Genomic DNA, 19,044 nt, shown 5'->3' with positions numbered 1-19,044 from the left:
AATGGAAGCATAGCTTCCCTGATTGTCCAGGTATTCTGATACCAGTTGCTTCTTAAATTCGTAACTGTATTTCGCCATAAAAAAACTGACCTCCCATCGTTAGATTTTTGGTCTAACTTTTGGGGGTCAGTTCAATCGTCGGCAGGTTTTGTCCGTTTTTATTATATGGAGTTACTTGCTTTCAAAGAAGGCTTTGTAGGCTAAATAGGCGCAGTAGGCGTCGGCTTTGGCTACGATTTCCAGCGGCGCGTGCATGCTGTGCATGGCGACGCCGCAGTCGACGACGTCGCAGCCCCAGTTGGCCATGATATAGGCGATGGTGCCGCCGCCGCCCTGGTCGACCTTGCCCAGCTCGCCGACCTGCCAGGGGACGTTGGCGTCATTGAAGATGCGGCGTACCTTGGCCAAAAATTCGGCGTTGGCGTCGTTGCTGCCTGCCTTGCCGCGGGCGCCTGTGTACTTGCACAGGCAGATGCCATAGCCTAATTTGGCCGAGTTGGTTTCTTCGTAGGCTTCGGGGAAGATCGGGTCGAAGGCTGCCGCTACGTCGGCCGACAGGACTTCGCTGCTGCGCAGGGCCCGGCGCAGGTACAGCTCTTCCGTGCGGCCCTGCAGGGCCAGCATTTCCGCCGTAAAGTCGAGGAAGTACGACGAGTGGACGCCCGTGTTGCCGACGGAGCCGATTTCTTCCTTGTCGGCAAAGAGGGCGACCTGGGTCTTCGCGCAGGGAGCGGCGCTGAGGATCGCCGCCAGGTTGCCGTAAGAGCATACGCGGTCATCGTGGCCGTGGGACATGAGGAGCGACCGGTCCAAGCCGACTTCGCGGCTCTTCTGAGCCGGAATGATTTCCAGTTCCGCGCTGGTGAAGTCTTCTTCCGTAATGCCGTATTTTTCCCGCAGCAATTCCAAAATCTGAGGCTTCGTCTTTTCTTCTTCGCTGTACGTGCCGACGAGAGGCATGAGCATTTCGCCCGTAATGGCTTCGCCCAGCTTCTTGGCGGCCTGGTCCTTGCCGAGGTGCGGCAGGAGGTCGTTGATGAAAAATACGGGATCGTCCGGGTCTTCGCCTATGGAAATGTCGATTTGACGGCCGTCGGCAGTGTAGACGACGCCGACGAGGGACAGGGGCATGCAGACCCACTGGTATTTCAGGACGCCGCCGTAGTAGTGCGTTTTGAAGTAGACGATTTTATTTTTTTCTACGACGGGCATGGCTTTCAAGTCCAAGCGGGGGCAGTCGATGTGGGAGCCGACGATTTTCATGCCTTGTTCCAGCGGCTCGGAGCCGACGACGGCGAGGATGACCGACTTGCCTTTCTGGTTCCAATATACTTTGTCGCCGGCCTTCAGGGCCGTGTATTCCGACAAGGGCTTGAATCCTGCGTCCTCGGCCTGGCGGATGATTTCTCTGGCGGCGAGCCGTTCCGTCCTGGCCGTGTCCAGAAAACGGCGGTACGCCGCGCTGTATTCTTCCATGCGACGCCGTTCTTCCGAGGAAAAACGGGCCCATGCGCTTTGTTCCATATCAAATGCTTTCATGTGCATCCTCCTTTGAGATAAAATATCATCTTACATTATAATCCGTATCGCCATAAATGGAAAGACCGGCCAGGGCATATAGAGAGATTTGCAGAAATGGAGAAAATTTCTTTGTATTTTTACACATTTTATAGTATAATAAAACACAATTTATGAATGCCTGAACGCGACATATGACGTATGCAGGCTGGGGTAGTTTAGGTTGCGAGGGGGAATCGCCATGATTAACCAGAATAGAATTAAGGAATTAGTCAAACAATGTACGGAAGATATGCGCTGTGCGCGCCGGAAGCTTCACGCATATCCGGAAATTTCCAATGAAGAGGAACGCACGGCGGCCTATATGGCGAAGACGCTGCGCAGCTTCGGCGTAGACGTACAGGAAGGCGTCGCCGGCGGCCATGGTGTCGTCGGTACGCTGACCGGGAAGCGGCCTGGGCCGACTATTGCCCTGCGGGCCGATATGGACGCCTTATCCATTACAGAACAGACCGGCCTGCTTTTTGCGTCTCAGTGCGAGGGAAAGATGCATGCCTGCGGCCATGACGGCCATATGGCGATCTTGCTGGGGGCGGCAAAGGTTCTCAGCGAATTGAGGGACGAGCTGGCCGGGACAGTCGTGTTTATCTGCCAGCCGGCAGAGGAAAAATCGCCTCGCGGCGGCGCGAAGGGGCTGGTCGAAGCGGGCGTGCTCGACGGCGTTGACGCCATATACGGCCTTCACGTATGGCCGACGCTGCCGACGGGAACGATTGGCGTCAAGGCCGGTCCGATGATGGCCGCCTCAGACCATATCCGCATCGTCATCCGGGGGAAATCCAGTCATGCGGCCATGCCTCATAAGGGCGTCGACGCGATCGTCGCGGCGGGGCAGTTTATCACGGCGGCCCAAGATATTATCAGCCGGCAGATTAACCCGCTGTATCCGGCAGTGCTGACCTTCGGCCGCATCAGCGGCGGCACGCGCTACAATATCGTCGCCGGCGAAGTAGAGCTGGAAGGGACGTGCCGGACCTATCATGCAGAAGCTCAGGACATGGTCGAAGCGCAGTTGGGCAACATGCTCCGGGGACTGGATACGATGTACGGCACGGAGAGCGAGCTGCATTACGAGCGGGGATATGCCGCCGTAGTCAATTCGCAGCGGCAGGCTGATTTCGTCGCGTCCGTCGCGGCGGACTGCTTTGGCCGGGATGCCCTGGCCGACGTGCAGGAACCGGCCATGACGGCGGAAGATTTTTCCGGCTACTTGCAGGCCTGCGACGGCGCCTTCTTCTGGCTCGGCGCGACGAAGGCCGGCGATGCGGTATATCCCCTGCATAACTCGCGTTTCGCCGTAGATGAAGACTGCCTGCCTATCGGCGCGGAACTCATGGCATCTCTGGTGTGCCGGGCTATGGAGAACCAATAGTCTTGCAAATTTCGCAAATAAGTTAGAAAAAATTATAATATAAAAAAGGAAAATCGCCTCTATGTCACGAATCCTATAAGTAACGTGATTCATAGGAGGCGATTTATGTATGAAAGAATATACCAGTGAACAAATTCGCAACGTAGCTGTGCTCTCCCATGACGGCGCCGGCAAGACGGCCGTCGTCGAATCGTTGCTCCTGGCCTGCGGCGCCGTCGACGCCGTCGGCGTAGGCAAGGACAACAAGCACATCATGGACTTTGAACCGGAAGAAATCAAACGCAACGTTACGATTCAGCTCGGTATAGCTCCCTGCGAATGGGAAGGCTACAAGATGAACTTCATCGACACGCCGGGCTATTCGGAATTCTGCGGCGAAGTACGGGCCGCCCTGCGGGCCTGCGACGGCATTTTGCTCGTCGTATCGGCCGAATCGGGCGTAGAAATGGATACGGAACGGGCCTGGGACTACGGCGTAGAATTGAAGCTGCCCCGCATGTTCTATGTCAATAAGATGGACGTGGAACACGCCGATTTCTTCGGCTGCCTGGAAAAGATGCGCGCCGTCTTCGGCAAATCCATCATGCCCCTGCAGATTCCTATCGGCGAAGGCAAGGATTTCCGCGGCATCATCGACGTGTGCAAGATGGTAGCCTGGGAATGGAAAAACGGGAAATGCGAAGAAATCAAGGTTCCGCCCGAATATATGCCGAAAGCACGCGAAGTACGGGAAATGTGCATGGAAGCCGCCGCTGAAGGCGACGACGAACTGCTGGAAAAATACCTCGAAGGCGAAGAGCTTACGCTGGAAGAACTGCGCAAGGGCCTTCGTCAGGGCATGCTGACCGGCCGGGTCTGCCCGGTCATGTGCGGCAGCGCCAACTCCCATATCGGCACGGCCGAACTGCTTCGCCGCATTATTACTTACATGCCGGCTGCTTCGCAGAAGGTCATGATGGGCGAAGACAAGAAGACGGGCGAACCCGTCGTCGTGTATCCGAATAAACCCTTTACGGGCTTCATATTCAAGACGCTCATCGATCCCTTCGCCGGCAAGCTGAGCTACGTCCGCGTCTTCTCCGGCACCCTCAAGGAAGGGGACAAGCTGTACAACGCTACGCAGGACAAGGATGAAAAATTAGGCAAGCTCTTTACTCTGGTCGGCAAGGAACAGATTCCCGTTACGGAAGCCGTCGCCGGAGATATCGTCGTATTGCCGAAGCTGCAGTACGCCCGCACAGGCGATACCTTCGCCCTGCCCGAATCGCCCGTCGTATACGATCAAGTCCGCTTCCCCAATCCGCTCCATACGGTAGCGATGGTTCCGGAAAAGAAAGGCGACGAAGAAAAGCTGATGAACGCCCTGCTGCGCATCAGTGAAGAAGACCCGACCTGCAAGGTCGAAAAGAGCGTAGAAGGCAAGCAGCTCATCGTCCGCTGCATGGGCGACGTCCACCTCGACCATATCATGACCAAGATGGAACGGAAATACGGCATTAAAGGCGTGCTGCAGGATGTCTATATTCCGTATCGCGAAACGATCAAGGGCAAGGCTACGGCCGAAGGCAAGCACAAGAAACAGAGCGGCGGCCATGGACAGTACGGCCACGTCATCTTGGATATCGAACCCCTTACGAACGGCGAATCCTTCGAATTTGTCGACGACATCTTCGGCGGCGCCGTACCAAAACAATATATTCCGGCCGTTGAAAAGGGCGTAAAGGAAACGCTGGAAAAGGGCCTCATCGCCGGCTATCCCATGATCAACATCAAGGTTACTCTGAAAGACGGCTCGTACCACTCCGTCGATTCGTCGGAAATGGCCTTTAAGGTAGCGGCAGCCCTGGCGCTGAAGAAAGGCGTTCCCGAAGCCAATCCGGTACTGCTGGAACCGGTCTACAACGTAGACGTCGTCGTTCCGGAAGAATACATGGGCGACATCATGGGCGACTTCAGCAGCCGCCGCGGCCGCATCCTCGGGATGGAACATCACCGCAACCGCAAGGGCATCATCGTCGTCAAGGCGCAGGTTCCCCTGTCGGAAATGAAAGGCTACGTCACGGTTCTTCGCTCCATGACGCAGGGCAAAGGTACGTTCAACATGGAATTCTTCGCTTATGAAGAAGTTCCTAAAAAGCTGATGGACGAAATCATTGCCAAGGCGCAGGAAGCGAAAAAAGAATAAATCCCTCCTCACGGGCCCTTGCGCGCAGCTGTGCGCAAGGGTCTTTCTAATAGTTCGATACCCAAGCTATGCGATTTATATATTGAAAAGTTGAAAAAATTTCTTGTATAAAACCGTTAAACGTTCTATAATTATTATGTGAAATACAGAACTTATTAACAAGCGCTTAGAAAGGTATGGTGAGTACAATGTCCCAGTGGACAGATATGTACCGGCAGAAACTGACGACGCCGGAAGAAGCAGTAAAACTCGTTAAATCAGGCGATTGGGTAGATTACGGCATGGCTACGTCCCAGCCTATTTTGCTGGATAAGGCCCTGGCCGGCCGCAAGGAAGAATTGAAGGACGTCAAAGTACGTATGTCCTTTACCTTTGCGCCGCGCGAAATTATTTCCGTCGACCCGAACCGCGAAACCTTCACGGCTATGAACTGGCATATGAGCGGCTATGACCGCAAGATGTGCGCCCAGGGGCTGATGAACTTCATCCCCATGTGCTACCGCAACGAACCGTCGATGTACCGCGATATCCTCGACGTAGACGTAGCGATGATTACGGTCGCTCCCATGGATAAACACGGCTTCTTTAACTTCGGCCTGAACATTTCCGCCAACGAAGCCATTACGAAAAAAGCGAAAAAGGTCATCGTAGAAGTCAACGAAGCGATGCCCCGCGCTCTCGGCGGACGAGGCGAACAGATCCATATTTCCGACGTAGCGGCCATCGTCGAAGCCGGCACCATTCCCATGCCGACCATTCCCTTTAAAACGGGCGACGAAATCGATACGAAGATCGCTGAAATGATTGTGAAAGAAATCCCGAACGGCGCGACCCTGCAGCTCGGCGTCGGCGGCTTGCCGAATACGGTAGGCGCTATGATCGCCGAATCGGATTTGAAGGATCTGGGCATGCATACGGAAATGCTCGTCGACGCCTTCTACCTGATGTACAAAGAAGGCCGCCTGACGAATAAATTGAAGGCTGTAGACCGCGACAAGGCTTCCTGGGCCTTCGCCCTCGGCTCGCAGGAAATGTACGACTGGATTGACGACAACCCGTTCCTCGCCGCATATCCCGTCGACTATGTAAACGATCCCTTCGTCATCGCTCAGCTCGACAACTTCATTTCCATCAACAACTGCGTGGACATTGACCTGTTCGGCCAGATTTCCTCCGAATCGTCGGGCACGCATCACATCAGCGGCAGCGGCGGACAGCTGGACTTCACCGACGGCGCCTACCGTTCCCGCGGCGGCAAGAGCATCATCGCCCTGCGCTCGACCTTCCACAATAAGAAGACGGGCAAAGACGAATCGCGCATCAAACCGACGCTCCTGCCCGGCACGATCGTCACGGACCCGCGCTCTCAGGTCAACTGGGTAGCTACGGAATACGGCATGGTCAACCTCATGGGCTCGTCCACATGGGAACGTGCCGAAAAGCTGATCAGCATCGCTCATCCCGATTTCCGGGAAGACCTGATTAAGGCAGCCGACGACATGAAGATTTGGCGTTACAGCAACAAACGGTAAAAGGATAGCATCTCCTTTATACAGCGTAAAAGCTCCTGTTGCGAGTTATGGACTCTCCATCTCTCGCGGCGGGGGCTTTTTTTGACGGCAGACGCGAAGTTAAGGGGAAATCGTGGATTTTATTTGAAATGTTTTGGTATAATTAAATATATACTTGATTTGGTAAAAGGAGGTCTTGGTAGGGGATACAACTTTACGGAAGAACAATTGGCTGTACGGGATTTGGTTCGCTCCTTCGCTCAAAAGGAAGTCGCGCCGCTGAGCCGGCAGATGGACGAAACGGGATGGAATCCGGAATTGTACAAGAAGTACATCGCCACGGGACTGCACGCGACGCCCGTTCCCGAAGCCTATGGCGGCGCCGGACTGGGCGACGTGGAATGCGCCGTCATTACGCACGAATTGGCCCGGGCCGACGCTGGATTTGCCATGTCCATGGAAATCAGCTGGGTCTGCGCCGATATGATTCGCCTCCACGGCAGCGACGAGCAGAAAGAGAAATACCTGACGGCCGTCGCTGACGGAAAATTATTTGCCTTTGCCCTGACGGAACCTGATTCGGGCTCTGACGCGGCGGGCATGCGGACCCGGGCTAAAAAGCAGGCCGACGGCTCGTACGTCGTCAAGGGCTCCAAGGCCTGGATTACCAACGCCGGCATTGCCGACTACTATGTCGTCATGGCCATTACCGACCCGGACAAGGGCGCCAAGGGCATCTCGGCCTTCCTAGTTGACGCCGGCACGCCGGGGTTGATCGTCGATAAGGAAGAGGACAAGATGGGCATGCGCAGCTCCGACACGCACGGCCTTACCTTTGACGACATGAAGCTGCCTGCCGACGCCCTCCTCGGCGAAGAAGGCAAGGGCTTCGTCTACGCCATGGAAGGGCTGGACGGCGGCCGCATCAGCTGCGCCGCTATTTCTACGGGCATTGCCGAGCACGCCATGCAGATTGCCAAGGAATACTCCCTGCAGCGCACGGCCTTTGGCAAGCCTATCGCCAAGTTCCAGGGCGTTTCTTTTAAGCTGGCGAATATGTCCATGTATATCGACGCCATGAACCTGATGCTCTACGACGCGGCGGCCTTAAAGGCCACGGGAGCGCGCTGCTCGAAATTGGCGGCTGAAGCCAAGCTGCTGGCCTCTACCCACGCCACGCAGATCTGCCTCGACGCGATTCAGATCCTGGGCGGCAACGGCTACAGCAAGGAATACAACGTAGAACGTCTCCTGCGGGACAATAAGCTCATGGAAATCGGCGAAGGAACTAATGAAATCCTGCGGGTCGTCATCGGCAGCGCCGTGCTGGCAGAAAAATAACCTGCGTCATTTCGTTATCGTCATAAGCAAGAAAGCGTATCCGGCCAATCGGCGCGGATACGCTTTTTATTTGAATGGCAGATACCCCAGGGACACGAGGAGGTAAAATGCCGGGTATAAGATGAGAATATATAAAATCGTCGTCGTAATGAACGGGGCCATTGACAGGTTGACGTTCAAATCGTAGAGCCGCGCCGTCACCAAGGCGTTGATGGCACAGGGCGTAGCCATCATGATGAGCAGCGAGCCCAGCAGCACCGGGTCGGACGTAAACTGCAGAGCCAGCACGTACGACGCAGCCGGCGTCAGGATCATCTTGATGGGGATGAGGTCGAGGGTCGGCTTGCAGTATACCTTGAGATGAGAAAAATCGATGAGGTAGCCGATAGGAAGCAGGGCCGCCCAAGCGTTGACATGGACCAGTCCCTGAAAGATCTGCCCCAGCACGGCCGGCCTCGGCACGCCTGTGACGTACAGCAGGATGCCGACGATGATGGCGAGAATAGAAAGCTGGTTCCAGTTGATGAAGATGTTTTTCCAGTTGGCCTTAAAGAAGGCCGGGATATTCGTCGTCTGCCCGCTGTTGTGATAATAGTAGCCCATGGGGAAGAGGACAAAGAACATGACCAGCCCCTGGAATACCCCGATGATCTGCGAGTAGGCAAAGGCGACTTCGCCGTACAGCAGGTAGCCGCCCAGGCCGCCCAGGGCCGTCGTATTGGAGGGCATCGCCGAAATGAGATAGCTGCCCTTGTCTATCTTGTCGGTAAACCGCCGCTGCCGGTGGAGCAGGAAGATGATAGCTAGGGGGAAGAAGGCGTTGAAAAACGCGAAGAAGGGCAGCGATAACAGGTCAGGCTTCAGCGGCAGGACCCACATGCTGAGCAGGGCCAGGACGGACATGACGCAGATGATGTTGAAGCGGATGAGAAAATTGCACTGGGACGGCGACATGAGACGCCGCTGCTTTAAGGCGTAGCCTACGGCCAGTGGCAGGACGATGTCGAGAAAAATATAGAGAATGCGAGAGCTTGCTTCGCCCAAATAAAATCCCTTTCTTTCTGCAATGATTATTTTCGGATGGCGGCGCGGAAGGCGTCGGCCAAGGAGAAGGTCAGCGGTTCCGCAGGCTTGGTCGCGTCGATAATCGGCTGCATGATGTCGCGGAATTCGTCCTTCTTCTTGGACAGGACGTACAGCTTCGACGTGTTGCGGGCGTCCCACAGGGCGTCGTGCATCTGGCCGTCGAAGGTTTCTCCCAGGGTGCTGACGGCCTTATCCAGGGAAATGACGTTGTCCAGCCCCAGCAGGTTGCAGTAAATCTGCTGGAAGTTCTGCCAGTGGTCGAGCATCCAGCGGATGTCCTCGTCGGCCATGTCCAGCTTTTTCAGCCGCATTTCGCAGGTCAGCTGCCGCCAGTCGTTTTCGCTCCAGGCGTACATTTCGTAGTCGTTGCCGTTCGAGTCGCGGCACCAGCTGAGGAAATGGGCAAAGGCCTGGCTGAAATGGGGCGCGTCGGCGAGCATGTCCATGGTGATGCCCGTCAGCTCCTGACAGGTGGCGTTCATTTCCGTGGCGTATTCCGGCCGGACGTATTCTTTATACGACCCTATTTCTTCGCCGTCCTCGTTGATCTTGACGGCGCCTATTTCGATGATTTCTCCCTTGCAGATGCGGCGCGCTTCCTTCTGGCTCCGTCCGATAGGGTTCATTTCAAAGTCTACGAATACTGCGTTCATGTATCAAAGCTCCTTTCTAACCTTTTCAAACTGCTTTCTGCAATATTCATAGCACCCATTATAACACAAGACAGGCCATAAAACCTATAGAAAATATGGCCTGTCTCTATGCATTCATATAGAGTCAGCGAAAGACGACTTGGACGAGGAACATGTAAAAAGCCGTGCCACCGCCGATGCTGAGAAACATGCTGTGCCGCCATTTATGAAGAAGAACGATGAGCGCAATGGCGATGAGTTCCGGCAGGGCATGATAGGACGTAAACACGGCGTCCTTCAGGCAATAGACGACGAGCAGGCCAACTGCTGCCGGAGGCAGTACCGTGCCCAGATAGGAAATGAAGGCCGGCGGATTGCCTTTGGAAAAGATAAGGAAAGGAAGAAACCTGGTAAGCATTGTCCCCAAGGCGATAGCGCCAATGGTCAGCAGCATTTCAAAAGGTGTCATAATCATAAGGGGTCCTCCTTAGTCAGATATACATTCTTTTTCCACAACAAAATTCCAGTAATGAGTATCATAGCCGGGATAACGAATTGGCTGCTGCCGAATATTGCCAGCGCCAGCAGCGTGCAGGCAATACCGGTTATGGCTGAGCGCCGCGCACTTTTGTGTTCCCACTGTCCAAGGAACAAGACGACGAATAAAGCGGTCATGACGAAATCAATGCCTGTCGTATCGAAGCGGATATATGCTCCCAGTACAGCCCCTAAAACTGTGCTGACAATCCAATATAGGTGAATCAGGAGGGTGACGAAGAATCGGAACCAGTTTTTGTCTACGCCGGCCGGCGGTTCGACGGTGCAGTTGATAGAGAAAGCTTCATCGCCGAGGCCAAAGAGAAGATACGGTTTTTTCCATCCCGTGCCCTTGTATTTTTCCAACATAGAAATGCCGTAAAACAAATGGCGGGCATTGACCATGAGAGTCATCAGAAAAGCATACAGCGGGTGAAATGCTGACAGCAGAAGCGACACTGCGACAAACTGCATCGCGCCGGCAAAGATGACGATGCTCATGATGATTGGATAAAAGATGGAAAAGCCTTTGCTGGCCATAAGGAAGCCGTAGGAGAGTCCGATAAACAGGAATCCTATGAAAATCGGCAGCGTATAAGGCAGGGCAGCCTGAAAGGCCTTGCGTTTCATGAAGATCAACTCCTTAGTACACCACTGGCAGAGAGCGGGCATGTATATGGTATCTATTCATATAGTACCGAACGTTTTTTATATCGTCAACCAAGACAGAGGCAGATTTTCTGCGGCAGCTGTATTAGTATTGACAAGAGGCGAATTTCAGGTATACTTATATTAATTTTATAAATAAAGTCTATGAACGAAACGAGTACATATGCAGCGACAGGAGCAGCGAGCCGATGGCAGTGGGAGTTCGGCCCAGATCAGCCTATGGAATGGATTCGGGAGACGCGGCCTGAACGGCGACTAGTAGGGCCTGCCGGTGTATTTCCACCGATATCAAAGAAGCGTGTATCGCATAGGCCGTACATGTAGAGCTGGGCTGGAGACAGCCAATTTGGGTGGCACCGCGGAAACAGTAACATAAGCTTTTCGTCCCTGAACACAAGGGGATGAAAGGCTTTTTTTGTGCATATATAGGAGGAGACCGAATGCTGGAGTTTAAGGATGTCTGTTTTAATTATGGAAACGGCGTGCCCGTATTAGAACATATTAATATACGAATCGGTCCGGGCGAGTTCATCGGCCTGGGCGGCCGCAACGGCTGCGGCAAGACGACGGTGACGCGCCTGCTCATGGGATTGGAAAAGCCCGTATCGGGAGAAATCCTTCATGACGGCAAGGTCATCAACGACGACGATGCGTCGGCCCGCAGCCATTACATCGGCTACGTATTTCAGCGGCCTGAACGGCAGATGTTCCGTTCGACCGTTGAGGATGAAGTAGCTTACGGCCCGCAGCAGCTGGGCATGAGCCGGGACGAGGCGGCTGCAGCCGTCGCCGAGGCGTTGGCCATGACGGGCCTGTCCCATTTGGCCAAGGCCTATCCGCCGAACCTCAACCGCGGCGAAAAGCAGCGCGTAGCCATCGCCTCGGCCATTGCCATGCACACGAGCTGCATCATATTGGACGAACCGACGAGCGGGCAGGACAGCGCCGATAAGAAAATGCTCATGGAGCTGCTGACCGATTTGAATAAAAAGGGCATGACCATCCTCATCATTTCTCATGACATGGATATATTCGCCCAATACTGCCAGCGGGTTATCGTCATCGGCAACCATACGAAGGCCTTCGACGGCACGCCGCAGGAGCTGTTTACGCAGCGCGAAGACCTGTATGATTTGGGCCTGAGCCGGCCCGAGTCGGTGGCCCTGTCCATGGCCGTGCCGGGCATGAAATACTGCCGGTCGATGCAGGAATTTACGGAAGAAATGCTGCGGCGTATAGGAGGGAACCGATGATGAAGCGATTTGTACCGATTACGAAATTAATTGGCACCTTTGCCTTTTCCTTTTGGGCCTTGGTCATCAACACGACGGCCCCTCTTGTCGTCCTCGTGGCGGCGGAGCTGTTGCTGCTGGCGATGTGCGGCAGCCTGAGCCGCAATCTCAAGGCCGTATGCAGCCTGGCCGTCTTCGCCGTCTTTCTCGGGCTGGTCCAGCTCGTCGGCGGCGGTTCCCTCGAATCGGCGTATATCACAGGCCTGCGCATGATGGCCATGACCGTCGTATTCATCATCTTGCTGACGACGACGCGGCTGCAGGATTTGACGGCGGCTCTGGTCAAGCAGGTAAAAATTCCCTATGAATACGCCTTTATGTTTACGGCGGCCCTGCGCTTTGTCCCCGATTTTATCGCCGAAAGCAAGGCCGTTCAGGAGGCTCAGGCCTGCCGCGGCCTGTCTACGAAGGGCAACGTCGTCAAGAAGATGATCCACTATATGAGCGTCATCCAGCCGCTCATGCTCAAGTCCCTGGGACGGTCGGAAACGATGGCTTTAAGCCTGGAGCTGCGCGGCTTCGGCAGCAGCGAGCACAGCTTTATGAGCAACGTCCGGCCTAAGGGAAGGGATTACGCCGTCATGGCCGTCATGGCGGCGGTCAGCTGCGTTGTCGTGTACATGCGGCTTCATGGATTGGTATAAGGAGGAACAGGTATGAAACAAGTAGAAGATATTGCCGCGTTGGAATTTCACCACCGCCAGGGCGGACAGTTCCGCTGGATTACCATTACGACGCTCATGCTGGCCATCGGCACGATACTTCATCTCGTATCGCCCAGCGTCGGCGGCATTACGCCGAACTGGACGATCGCCACGTACTGCGTCGCCATCTGCCTGACCAAGCCCTCGTACCGGCAGGCCGTGGGCATCGGCCTCGTCGCCGCCCTAGTCAACGTGCTGACGTCGAAATCGGGATTTCCCTACGGCAACCTCATCAGCGAGCCCATGGGCGCTCTGACCTGTACGTTTATCGTAAAGAATCTGTCGTTTGTAAAAATCAAAGGCCACTCGTGCCTTCCCGTGCTGACCGGCTTTGCCGCGACCTGTATGAGCGGCGGCATCTTCGTCACCATTTTGAAGATCGTCATGGGCCTGCCGAACAGCGTCTATTTCGCCGGCATGCTGCCCCTGGTCGTGGTCATCGGCCTCTTGAACGCCGTCGTCACGCCGGTCATGTATTTCCCGGCCCTGCGGCTGTTCGTGGCCCGGGGCATCCTCGATTCGCTGGAAGAGCAGGAAGTGGCTTCAGACCACAGCATGTACGACTTAAAGCCCTCTCAGGAGGGGCTCATTTCCATCGAGCATCTGACATACATCTACAATAAGCGGAAGCAGCCCGTCCTGGACGACGTTTCCATGGTGCTGCACAAGGGCGACTTCCTCGTCGTGACCGGCGAGAGCGGCAGCGGCAAGAGCTCCCTGTGCATGGCCATGACCGGCGCCATTCCCCATTATTTCGGCGGCGTCATGAAGGGAATGGTATACGTCGACGGCAAGGCTACGACCCAGACGACGATTTCCGATCTGGCCGGCCGCGTCGGCGCGATGCTTGACGATTACGACAGCCAGCTCGTCGCCATGACCGTAGAAGAAGAAATCGCCTTCAGCCTGGAAAATAAAGGCGTCGCGCCGGAAAAAATCGAAGCGGCCATTACGGAAGCCCTGGAAAAGGTCGGCATGACGCCGTACCGCCATCGTCCGCTCAGCAATTTGTCCGGCGGCCAGCGCCAGCGGCTGGTCATTGCCGGCGTATTGGCGACCAACCCGGATATCCTCGTGTTCGACGAACCGACATCGGCCCTCGATCCGGAAGGCACCCACGCCTTTTATGAGCTCATCCACGAACTCAACGTCAAGTACGGCCACACTATCGTGGTCATCGAGCATTCTCTGGAAGCGGCACTGCCGTACGCCAACCGGCTGGTGCTCCTCGACGAAGGGAAAATCGTCTGCGATGCCGACGTAGAAACGACGCTGCGCTATATGTACGACCACGACATATATAAATCGGCCATTCCTCAGGTATTCGCCTGCCAGCTCGATTTGGAAAAGGCGGGATGTACCTTCCCCGTTCCCTGGGTTTCGACGGAAGCGGCTGTTGATTCGCTGCGGCAGATGAAGATCTGAGAAAGGAAGAGCCTATGAAGTTGTTATGTTTGGGCGACAGCCTGACCTACGGCTACGACGTCGCCTGCGGCTGCCGCTGGACGACAAGGCTGGCGAAGGAAAAGGGAATTTCCGTCTGCAACGAAGGCCTGTGCGGCGATACGACGGGCGGCATGCTGTACCGGGCCCGGCGCATGAAGCTGGCCCCGTTCGACGCCTTCTTCTTTATGGGCGGCTCCAACGATATCCTCATGGATATTTCGCCGGACCGGATAAGACAAAACCTGGAAGCTGTCGCCTGTCTTTTTCAGCGTGAGAAAAAAGCTGTGTATGTCGGCGTGCCCATCCTGACCAAGGCGGAAAGCGCCCTGTTCGGCTGGCAGGGAAGACATGACGTAGCCCGTCATAACGAAGCCCTGCGCAGCCACCGCCAATGGCTGCTGCAGCTGGCCCAACAATACCATTTCACTGCCGTCGACTTTTACGGCGCAATGCTGCAGGCAGAACAAGAAGGCCAGACGAACCTGTACGCCGACGGCGTTCACCCCAATGAAGCAGGCTATGCCGTCATGGCGCGGCAGGCCATTCAGATAATCCGCTGATATATGCAAATACCGCATGTTCCGAATCGTATGTACGGGAACATGCGGTATTTTTTTATAATTCTACGCGGCAAGGCATCGAGGTGTTGTTTTGAATGAAATACATCGTGTGTAAACGCTTTCGCAATTGAAACACAAATATCGTTGCCTTAGAGTAAATAAACCGGTACTATGTATGCGTTTACTATATGGTGAAATATATTGCGGAAGATATAAATATGAGATATAATGAGCTTGTTCATCAGCTTTTTAGTGTGAAACACACTGGGAAGCGTATCAGGAAATCAAGAGTATTTTTTGCTTTATTTGCGGTAGCGCTTTCATAAAATATCTATTGCGTTGCGGCCTATTCTATACTGACGAAAGGTGTGAAGGTGATGAAGACTGGATTAATTTTAGCGGGCGAACCGATGGGGCTCCTCATCGCGCAGAGCGAAGGCTCTCTGGACAGCGTCAGCGGCTATGACCTGGCCGTTGCCGGAGCGGAATTCAACGTAGCCGTAGGAGCGGCTCGTCTGGGCCATCGCGTTACGTACATGACGAAGTTGGGGAAGGACCCCTTCGGACAGCGCATTATTCACGTGCTGACGGCCAACGGCATCGGCAGCGAATTCGTGACGTGGAGCGACGACAAAAAGACGGGCTTTATGCTGAAAAGCCGCGTCAGCGAAGGCGACCCGGATATTTTCTATTTCCGCGCCGGTTCCGCCGCGTCGACCTTGTCTGTCGAAGACGTGGAAAAAATTCAGTTTTCCGAGTATACGCACCTTCATGTCACGGGCATTTTGCCGGCCTTGTCGGATTCGACGCGGGAAGCCGTCGACCTCATGTTCGATAAGGCCCGCGAAGCAGGACTGTTCATCAGCTTTGACCCCAACCTTCGCCCGCAGCTCTGGCCCAGCCAGGACGTCATGGTGCAGACGCTGAACCGGCTGGCCGCTAAGGCCGACATGGTTCTGCCCGGTACAGATGAAGGCAAGATCCTCATGGGCAGCGATGATCCGAAGGAAATCAACGCATTTTATTTGCAGAACGGTGCGAAAGCCGTCGTGACGAAGTGCGGCGGCGACGGGGCCTTCGTTTCGACGAAAGACGAGGACTACATGGTTCCCGGCTTTAAGGTCGAAACCGTCGTCGATACGGTCGGCGCAGGCGACGGCTTTGCCGCCGGCGTCATTACGGCCCTCATGGAAGGAATGCCCTTGAAAGAAGCCGTCCGTCGCGGCACGGCAATCGGCGCCATTCAGGTCATGAGTCGCGGCGACAACGAAGGCCTGCCCTATCCGGAGCAGCTGAAGGCCTTTATGGAACGATAATACAACCAGCATACAGAGCGCATGGACGCTGCCGGTACGATACGGCGCGGCCATGCGCTTTTCTCTTTTGGCAGGACGGACTGGGCGGACCTATGGTATAATATAAAAACAGCTGTGCTACATTCTTTTTATAGAAATCAGGTGAAACACATGGATTGGACATCGACTATATATGGTTCCTACGGGCCGTCTCTGCAGCGCGTCATGAACGGTCTTGTCGAACGCATTCAGGCCTACAGCGCAGACGTCAAGGAAAAAAGCGGCGAGGCGGCTTACGAGCATTTATTGTACCGCATCAAGTCGCCGGACAGCATGATGGAAAAATGCCTGCGCAAGGGCTTGCCGCAGACGGCCTATTCTGCCCTGCACGACATTCACGACGCCATCGGCCTGCGCATCGTCTGCTGCTTTCTTGACGATATTTACAGGAATATCGAAGCCATCAAGGCGATACCGGGCGTCCGCGTCGTAGAAGAAAAGGACTACATTCAAAATGTAAAGCCCAATGGCTACCGCAGCTATCACATGATTATCGACATCGAAGCCCCTTATGAAGACGTGGAAGGCAACAATCCGGGCCATTTCTTTGCAGAAATCCAGCTGCGGACGATTGCCATGGATTCATGGGCCAGCCTGGAGCACCAGATGAAATACAAGCACGATATAAAGAATCCCGAAATGATCGTCCGGGAATTGAAGCGCTGCGCCGACGAGCTGGCGGCCTGCGATTTGTCCATGCAGACGATTCGGAATCTGATTCATGCAGACCACTAAAGGAGAGTATACGACGATGAAACTATTATTGGCAGAAGACGAAAAGGCCATGTCCATGGCCCTGGTCGCCGTGCTGGAGCATTCGGGATATGAAGTGGACGCCGTGTACGACGGCTTGTCTGCCGTGGAAAAGGGTCGTTCCGGCGCGTACGACTGCATGATATTCGACATCATGATGCCGAAGCTCGACGGCGTCAGCGCGCTGAAGGAGCTGCGCGGCAGCGGCGATACGACGCCAGTTATCATGCTGACGGCAAAGGCCGAAGTAGACGACCGAATTACGGGCCTCGACGCCGGCGCTGACGACTATCTGACGAAGCCCTTCGCCATGGGCGAGCTGCTGGCCCGCATCCGCTCCATGACGCGGCGTTCCGGCTCGGCCTTTACGCCGTCGACTCTTTCAGCCAGCGCCGTTGAGCTGGACGTGGAAGAGCAGGAATTATCCTGCAAGAGCTCCGTCCGCCTGGGCAATAAGGAAACGCGGCTCATGAAATTCTTTATGCTCAACGCCGGCAAGGAACTGCCGACGGAGACGATTTTCACCCACGTCTGGAAGGACGAAGACGACGTGACGGAGGAAATCGTCTGGATATACGTGTCGTACCTGCGGGAAAAATTAGAAGCCATTCAGGCCGACATCCAGATTGCCGGGGAAAAGGGGAAGGCCTTTTCCCTGATTGTGAGAAACGAAGGAGAATAAGCGGGAGAGGTTCGGTGCATCGTCATGGACATGATCAAAAAGCTGCGGCGAAAGTTTATTTTAGTCGCGACAGTCGGCGTCGTCATCATCGTAGCCGGCGCGCTGGGGCTTATCAATACGATCAGTTACATGCGCATGGAAGCGCAGGTAGAAACGATCTTGTCGTACATTTCGCAAAACGGCGGCAAGGTGCCCCTGTATACGTCGCCGAAGGAAACGAGCTGGTTCGGCGAGACTGACTGGTCCCAGAATACGCCGGATTTTTCCTATCAGCTTCGGTATTTCAGCATCTTAGTCGACGACGAAGGCTATGCCCGCGACATCAATATCGCCAACATCGCCGCCTTTACGAAGGAGGAGGCGATACAATACGCCAGGACGACCGTCGCCAAGGGCCAGCCGCAAGGCTTTTTCGAAAAAAACAAGGCCAGCTACGGCTATATGATTACGCCCCAGCCTGACGGCGATTACCTCATCGTCATCATGGACTGCACCCGCGACGTCGCCGCCGTCAGGACCTTTATGCGCTACTCCCTGTGGTTCGGCGTGGGCTGCATCATCCTGTACGTCGTCATCCTGGCCGCGCTGTGCAACCTGGCCATCAAGCCGTTTATCCGCAATATGGAAAACCAAAAGCGGTTTATTACCAACGCCGGCCATGAGCTGAAGACGCCGATCGCCATCATATCGGCCAATACGGAAGCCTTGGAGCTCATCAGCGGCAAGAGCCAGTGGACGGAAAATATCTTAAAGCAGGTCCAGCGCCTGTCCAAGCTCATCAACGACCTCATCATGCTGTCCAAGATGGACGAGCAGAAGCAGGAACTGGTCATCGAAGACGTAAACGTATCGGAGCTTGCGGCGTCTGTCGCCGAGTCGTTCCAGATGGTGGCCCAGGAGGCGGGAAAGACGATTTCCACGGAGATAGCGCCGGCCGTCGTCGTCCGCTCCGACTCAAAGCGCCTCTATACCCTCGTCAATATCCTCATGGACAACGCCGTAAAATACTGCGACGACGGCGGCGCCATAGCCGTTTCGGTGACGACGGCGAAAAAGCAGAAAGGCGCTCTCGTGGCGATTTCCAATACCTACGCCGACGGAGCCAATATGGATTACTCTCACTTCTTCGAGCGCTTTTACCGCGGCGACGAATCCCACAACAGCCAAAAAGCCGGCTACGGCATCGGCCTGTCCATGGCGGAGGAACTGGCCCAGCTTTTGAAGGGAAAGCTCGGCGTAGCGTACAAGGACGGCGTGATTACCTTTACGATACGGCTTAATTAATAAAACTAAAATGTAAGAAAAGGGTTGAAACGTATGCATATTTTGCACCTTTCAGCC

Annotated in this window: 17 protein-coding genes; 12 read left to right on the top strand and 5 right to left on the bottom strand. The window is 55.0% G+C overall.

From position 1 onward, the window contains the following. Nucleotides 1-171 precede the first annotated feature (171 nt). Nucleotides 172-1,539, bottom strand: a complete 1,368-nt coding sequence (locus OCV58_RS11450; protein ID WP_107196745.1) for an aminopeptidase — start codon at nucleotides 1,537-1,539, stop codon at nucleotides 172-174. A 220-nt stretch (nucleotides 1,540-1,759) separates the two neighbouring features. On the opposite strand from OCV58_RS11450, the gene OCV58_RS11445 reads away from it, so the two are divergent. The 4 genes from OCV58_RS11445 to OCV58_RS11430 all read left to right on the top strand — a co-directional run bounded on the left by OCV58_RS11445 (nucleotide 1,760) and on the right by OCV58_RS11430 (nucleotide 7,987). Then, on the top strand, nucleotides 1,760-2,950 hold the full coding sequence (locus tag OCV58_RS11445; RefSeq protein WP_087477574.1) for a M20 metallopeptidase family protein: 1,191 nt from the start codon (nucleotides 1,760-1,762) through the stop codon (nucleotides 2,948-2,950). A gap of 109 nt (nucleotides 2,951-3,059) precedes the next feature. Beyond that, nucleotides 3,060-5,135, top strand: coding sequence for an elongation factor G (gene fusA / locus OCV58_RS11440; protein WP_154877913.1), 2,076 nt, complete (start codon nucleotides 3,060-3,062; stop codon nucleotides 5,133-5,135). Nucleotides 5,136-5,323: 188 nt separating this feature from the next. Further along, entirely contained in the window at nucleotides 5,324-6,667 is a 1,344-nt protein-coding gene (locus OCV58_RS11435; RefSeq protein WP_087477572.1) for an acetyl-CoA hydrolase/transferase family protein, read from the top strand. Nucleotides 6,668-6,874: 207 nt separating this feature from the next. Next, the gene (locus tag OCV58_RS11430) at nucleotides 6,875-7,987 is read left to right on the top strand and encodes an acyl-CoA dehydrogenase family protein (protein WP_267312915.1); all 1,113 of its coding nucleotides are present in this window, start codon (nucleotides 6,875-6,877) and stop codon (nucleotides 7,985-7,987) included. A gap of 66 nt (nucleotides 7,988-8,053) precedes the next feature. On the opposite strand, the gene OCV58_RS11425 is transcribed toward OCV58_RS11430, so the two are convergent. The 4 genes from OCV58_RS11425 to OCV58_RS11410 form a co-directional block, all read right to left on the bottom strand. After that, the gene (locus OCV58_RS11425; protein WP_154877912.1) at nucleotides 8,054-9,031 is read right to left on the bottom strand and encodes an AEC family transporter; all 978 of its coding nucleotides are present in this window, start codon (nucleotides 9,029-9,031) and stop codon (nucleotides 8,054-8,056) included. Nucleotides 9,032-9,057: 26 nt separating this feature from the next. Then, on the bottom strand, nucleotides 9,058-9,726 hold the full coding sequence (locus OCV58_RS11420; protein ID WP_107196749.1) for a 3'-5' exonuclease: 669 nt from the start codon (nucleotides 9,724-9,726) through the stop codon (nucleotides 9,058-9,060). Between the two features lie 124 nt (nucleotides 9,727-9,850). Then, nucleotides 9,851-10,180 (bottom strand): branched-chain amino acid transport AzlD family protein, encoded by a 330-nt coding sequence (locus OCV58_RS11415; RefSeq protein WP_198643558.1) that lies wholly within the window; start codon nucleotides 10,178-10,180, stop codon nucleotides 9,851-9,853. Next, nucleotides 10,177-10,872, bottom strand: coding sequence for an AzlC family ABC transporter permease (locus OCV58_RS11410; RefSeq protein WP_087477568.1), 696 nt, complete (start codon nucleotides 10,870-10,872; stop codon nucleotides 10,177-10,179). Before OCV58_RS11410 ends, OCV58_RS11415 begins: the two co-directional genes overlap by 4 nt. A 479-nt stretch (nucleotides 10,873-11,351) precedes the next feature. Here OCV58_RS11410 and OCV58_RS11405 point away from each other — a divergent pair, with 479 nt between their 5' ends. The 8 genes from OCV58_RS11405 to OCV58_RS11370 all read left to right on the top strand — a co-directional run bounded on the left by OCV58_RS11405 (nucleotide 11,352) and on the right by OCV58_RS11370 (nucleotide 18,987). Beyond that, nucleotides 11,352-12,164 (top strand): energy-coupling factor ABC transporter ATP-binding protein, encoded by an 813-nt coding sequence (locus tag OCV58_RS11405; protein WP_154877911.1) that lies wholly within the window; start codon nucleotides 11,352-11,354, stop codon nucleotides 12,162-12,164. Beyond that, nucleotides 12,164-12,847: an energy-coupling factor transporter transmembrane component T family protein gene (locus OCV58_RS11400; protein ID WP_162860325.1), complete on the top strand. Its 684-nt coding sequence runs from the start codon at nucleotides 12,164-12,166 to the stop codon at nucleotides 12,845-12,847. The genes OCV58_RS11405 and OCV58_RS11400 overlap by 1 nt, the downstream gene beginning before the upstream one ends. A 12-nt stretch (nucleotides 12,848-12,859) precedes the next feature. Then, nucleotides 12,860-14,332: a tryptophan transporter gene (locus OCV58_RS11395; protein WP_154877910.1), complete on the top strand. Its 1,473-nt coding sequence runs from the start codon at nucleotides 12,860-12,862 to the stop codon at nucleotides 14,330-14,332. Between the two features lie 14 nt (nucleotides 14,333-14,346). Further along, nucleotides 14,347-14,913, top strand: coding sequence for a GDSL-type esterase/lipase family protein (locus OCV58_RS11390; protein ID WP_154877909.1), 567 nt, complete (start codon nucleotides 14,347-14,349; stop codon nucleotides 14,911-14,913). 377 nt (nucleotides 14,914-15,290) lie between these two features. Continuing rightward, on the top strand, nucleotides 15,291-16,229 hold the full coding sequence (locus OCV58_RS11385; protein ID WP_267312914.1) for a sugar kinase: 939 nt from the start codon (nucleotides 15,291-15,293) through the stop codon (nucleotides 16,227-16,229). A 150-nt stretch (nucleotides 16,230-16,379) separates the two neighbouring features. Continuing rightward, a complete protein-coding gene (locus OCV58_RS11380; RefSeq protein ID WP_154877908.1) occupies nucleotides 16,380-17,003 on the top strand; it encodes a GTP pyrophosphokinase in 624 nt (207 codons plus the stop codon). Between the two features lie 16 nt (nucleotides 17,004-17,019). Beyond that, nucleotides 17,020-17,703: a response regulator transcription factor gene (locus tag OCV58_RS11375; protein ID WP_154877907.1), complete on the top strand. Its 684-nt coding sequence runs from the start codon at nucleotides 17,020-17,022 to the stop codon at nucleotides 17,701-17,703. Between the two features lie 24 nt (nucleotides 17,704-17,727). Further along, entirely contained in the window at nucleotides 17,728-18,987 is a 1,260-nt protein-coding gene (locus OCV58_RS11370) for a sensor histidine kinase (protein ID WP_154877906.1), read from the top strand. The last annotated feature ends 57 nt before the right edge of the window (nucleotides 18,988-19,044 follow it).

Source organism: Megasphaera stantonii, assembly GCF_025567065.1.
Taxonomy (GTDB): Bacteria; Bacillota; Negativicutes; order Veillonellales; family Megasphaeraceae; genus Megasphaera; species Megasphaera stantonii.
This window is presented reverse-complemented; position numbering and strand designations above follow the sequence as displayed.

Coding starts and splice junctions, on each gene's coding strand:
- OCV58_RS11435 (WP_087477572.1), top strand. CDS start 5,324: ATGTCCCAGTGGACAGATATGTACCGGCAGAAACTGACGACGCCGGAA.
- fusA (WP_154877913.1), top strand. CDS start 3,060: ATGAAAGAATATACCAGTGAACAAATTCGCAACGTAGCTGTGCTCTCC.
- OCV58_RS11415 (WP_198643558.1), bottom strand. CDS start 10,180: ATGATTATGACACCTTTTGAAATGCTGCTGACCATTGGCGCTATCGCC.
- OCV58_RS11450 (WP_107196745.1), bottom strand. CDS start 1,539: ATGAAAGCATTTGATATGGAACAAAGCGCATGGGCCCGTTTTTCCTCG.
- OCV58_RS11400 (WP_162860325.1), top strand. CDS start 12,164: ATGAAGCGATTTGTACCGATTACGAAATTAATTGGCACCTTTGCCTTT.
- OCV58_RS11405 (WP_154877911.1), top strand. CDS start 11,352: ATGCTGGAGTTTAAGGATGTCTGTTTTAATTATGGAAACGGCGTGCCC.
- OCV58_RS11395 (WP_154877910.1), top strand. CDS start 12,860: ATGAAACAAGTAGAAGATATTGCCGCGTTGGAATTTCACCACCGCCAG.
- OCV58_RS11385 (WP_267312914.1), top strand. CDS start 15,291: ATGAAGACTGGATTAATTTTAGCGGGCGAACCGATGGGGCTCCTCATC.
- OCV58_RS11445 (WP_087477574.1), top strand. CDS start 1,760: ATGATTAACCAGAATAGAATTAAGGAATTAGTCAAACAATGTACGGAA.
- OCV58_RS11380 (WP_154877908.1), top strand. CDS start 16,380: ATGGATTGGACATCGACTATATATGGTTCCTACGGGCCGTCTCTGCAG.
- OCV58_RS11375 (WP_154877907.1), top strand. CDS start 17,020: ATGAAACTATTATTGGCAGAAGACGAAAAGGCCATGTCCATGGCCCTG.
- OCV58_RS11390 (WP_154877909.1), top strand. CDS start 14,347: ATGAAGTTGTTATGTTTGGGCGACAGCCTGACCTACGGCTACGACGTC.
- OCV58_RS11420 (WP_107196749.1), bottom strand. CDS start 9,726: ATGAACGCAGTATTCGTAGACTTTGAAATGAACCCTATCGGACGGAGC.
- OCV58_RS11410 (WP_087477568.1), bottom strand. CDS start 10,872: ATGAAACGCAAGGCCTTTCAGGCTGCCCTGCCTTATACGCTGCCGATT.
- OCV58_RS11370 (WP_154877906.1), top strand. CDS start 17,728: ATGGACATGATCAAAAAGCTGCGGCGAAAGTTTATTTTAGTCGCGACA.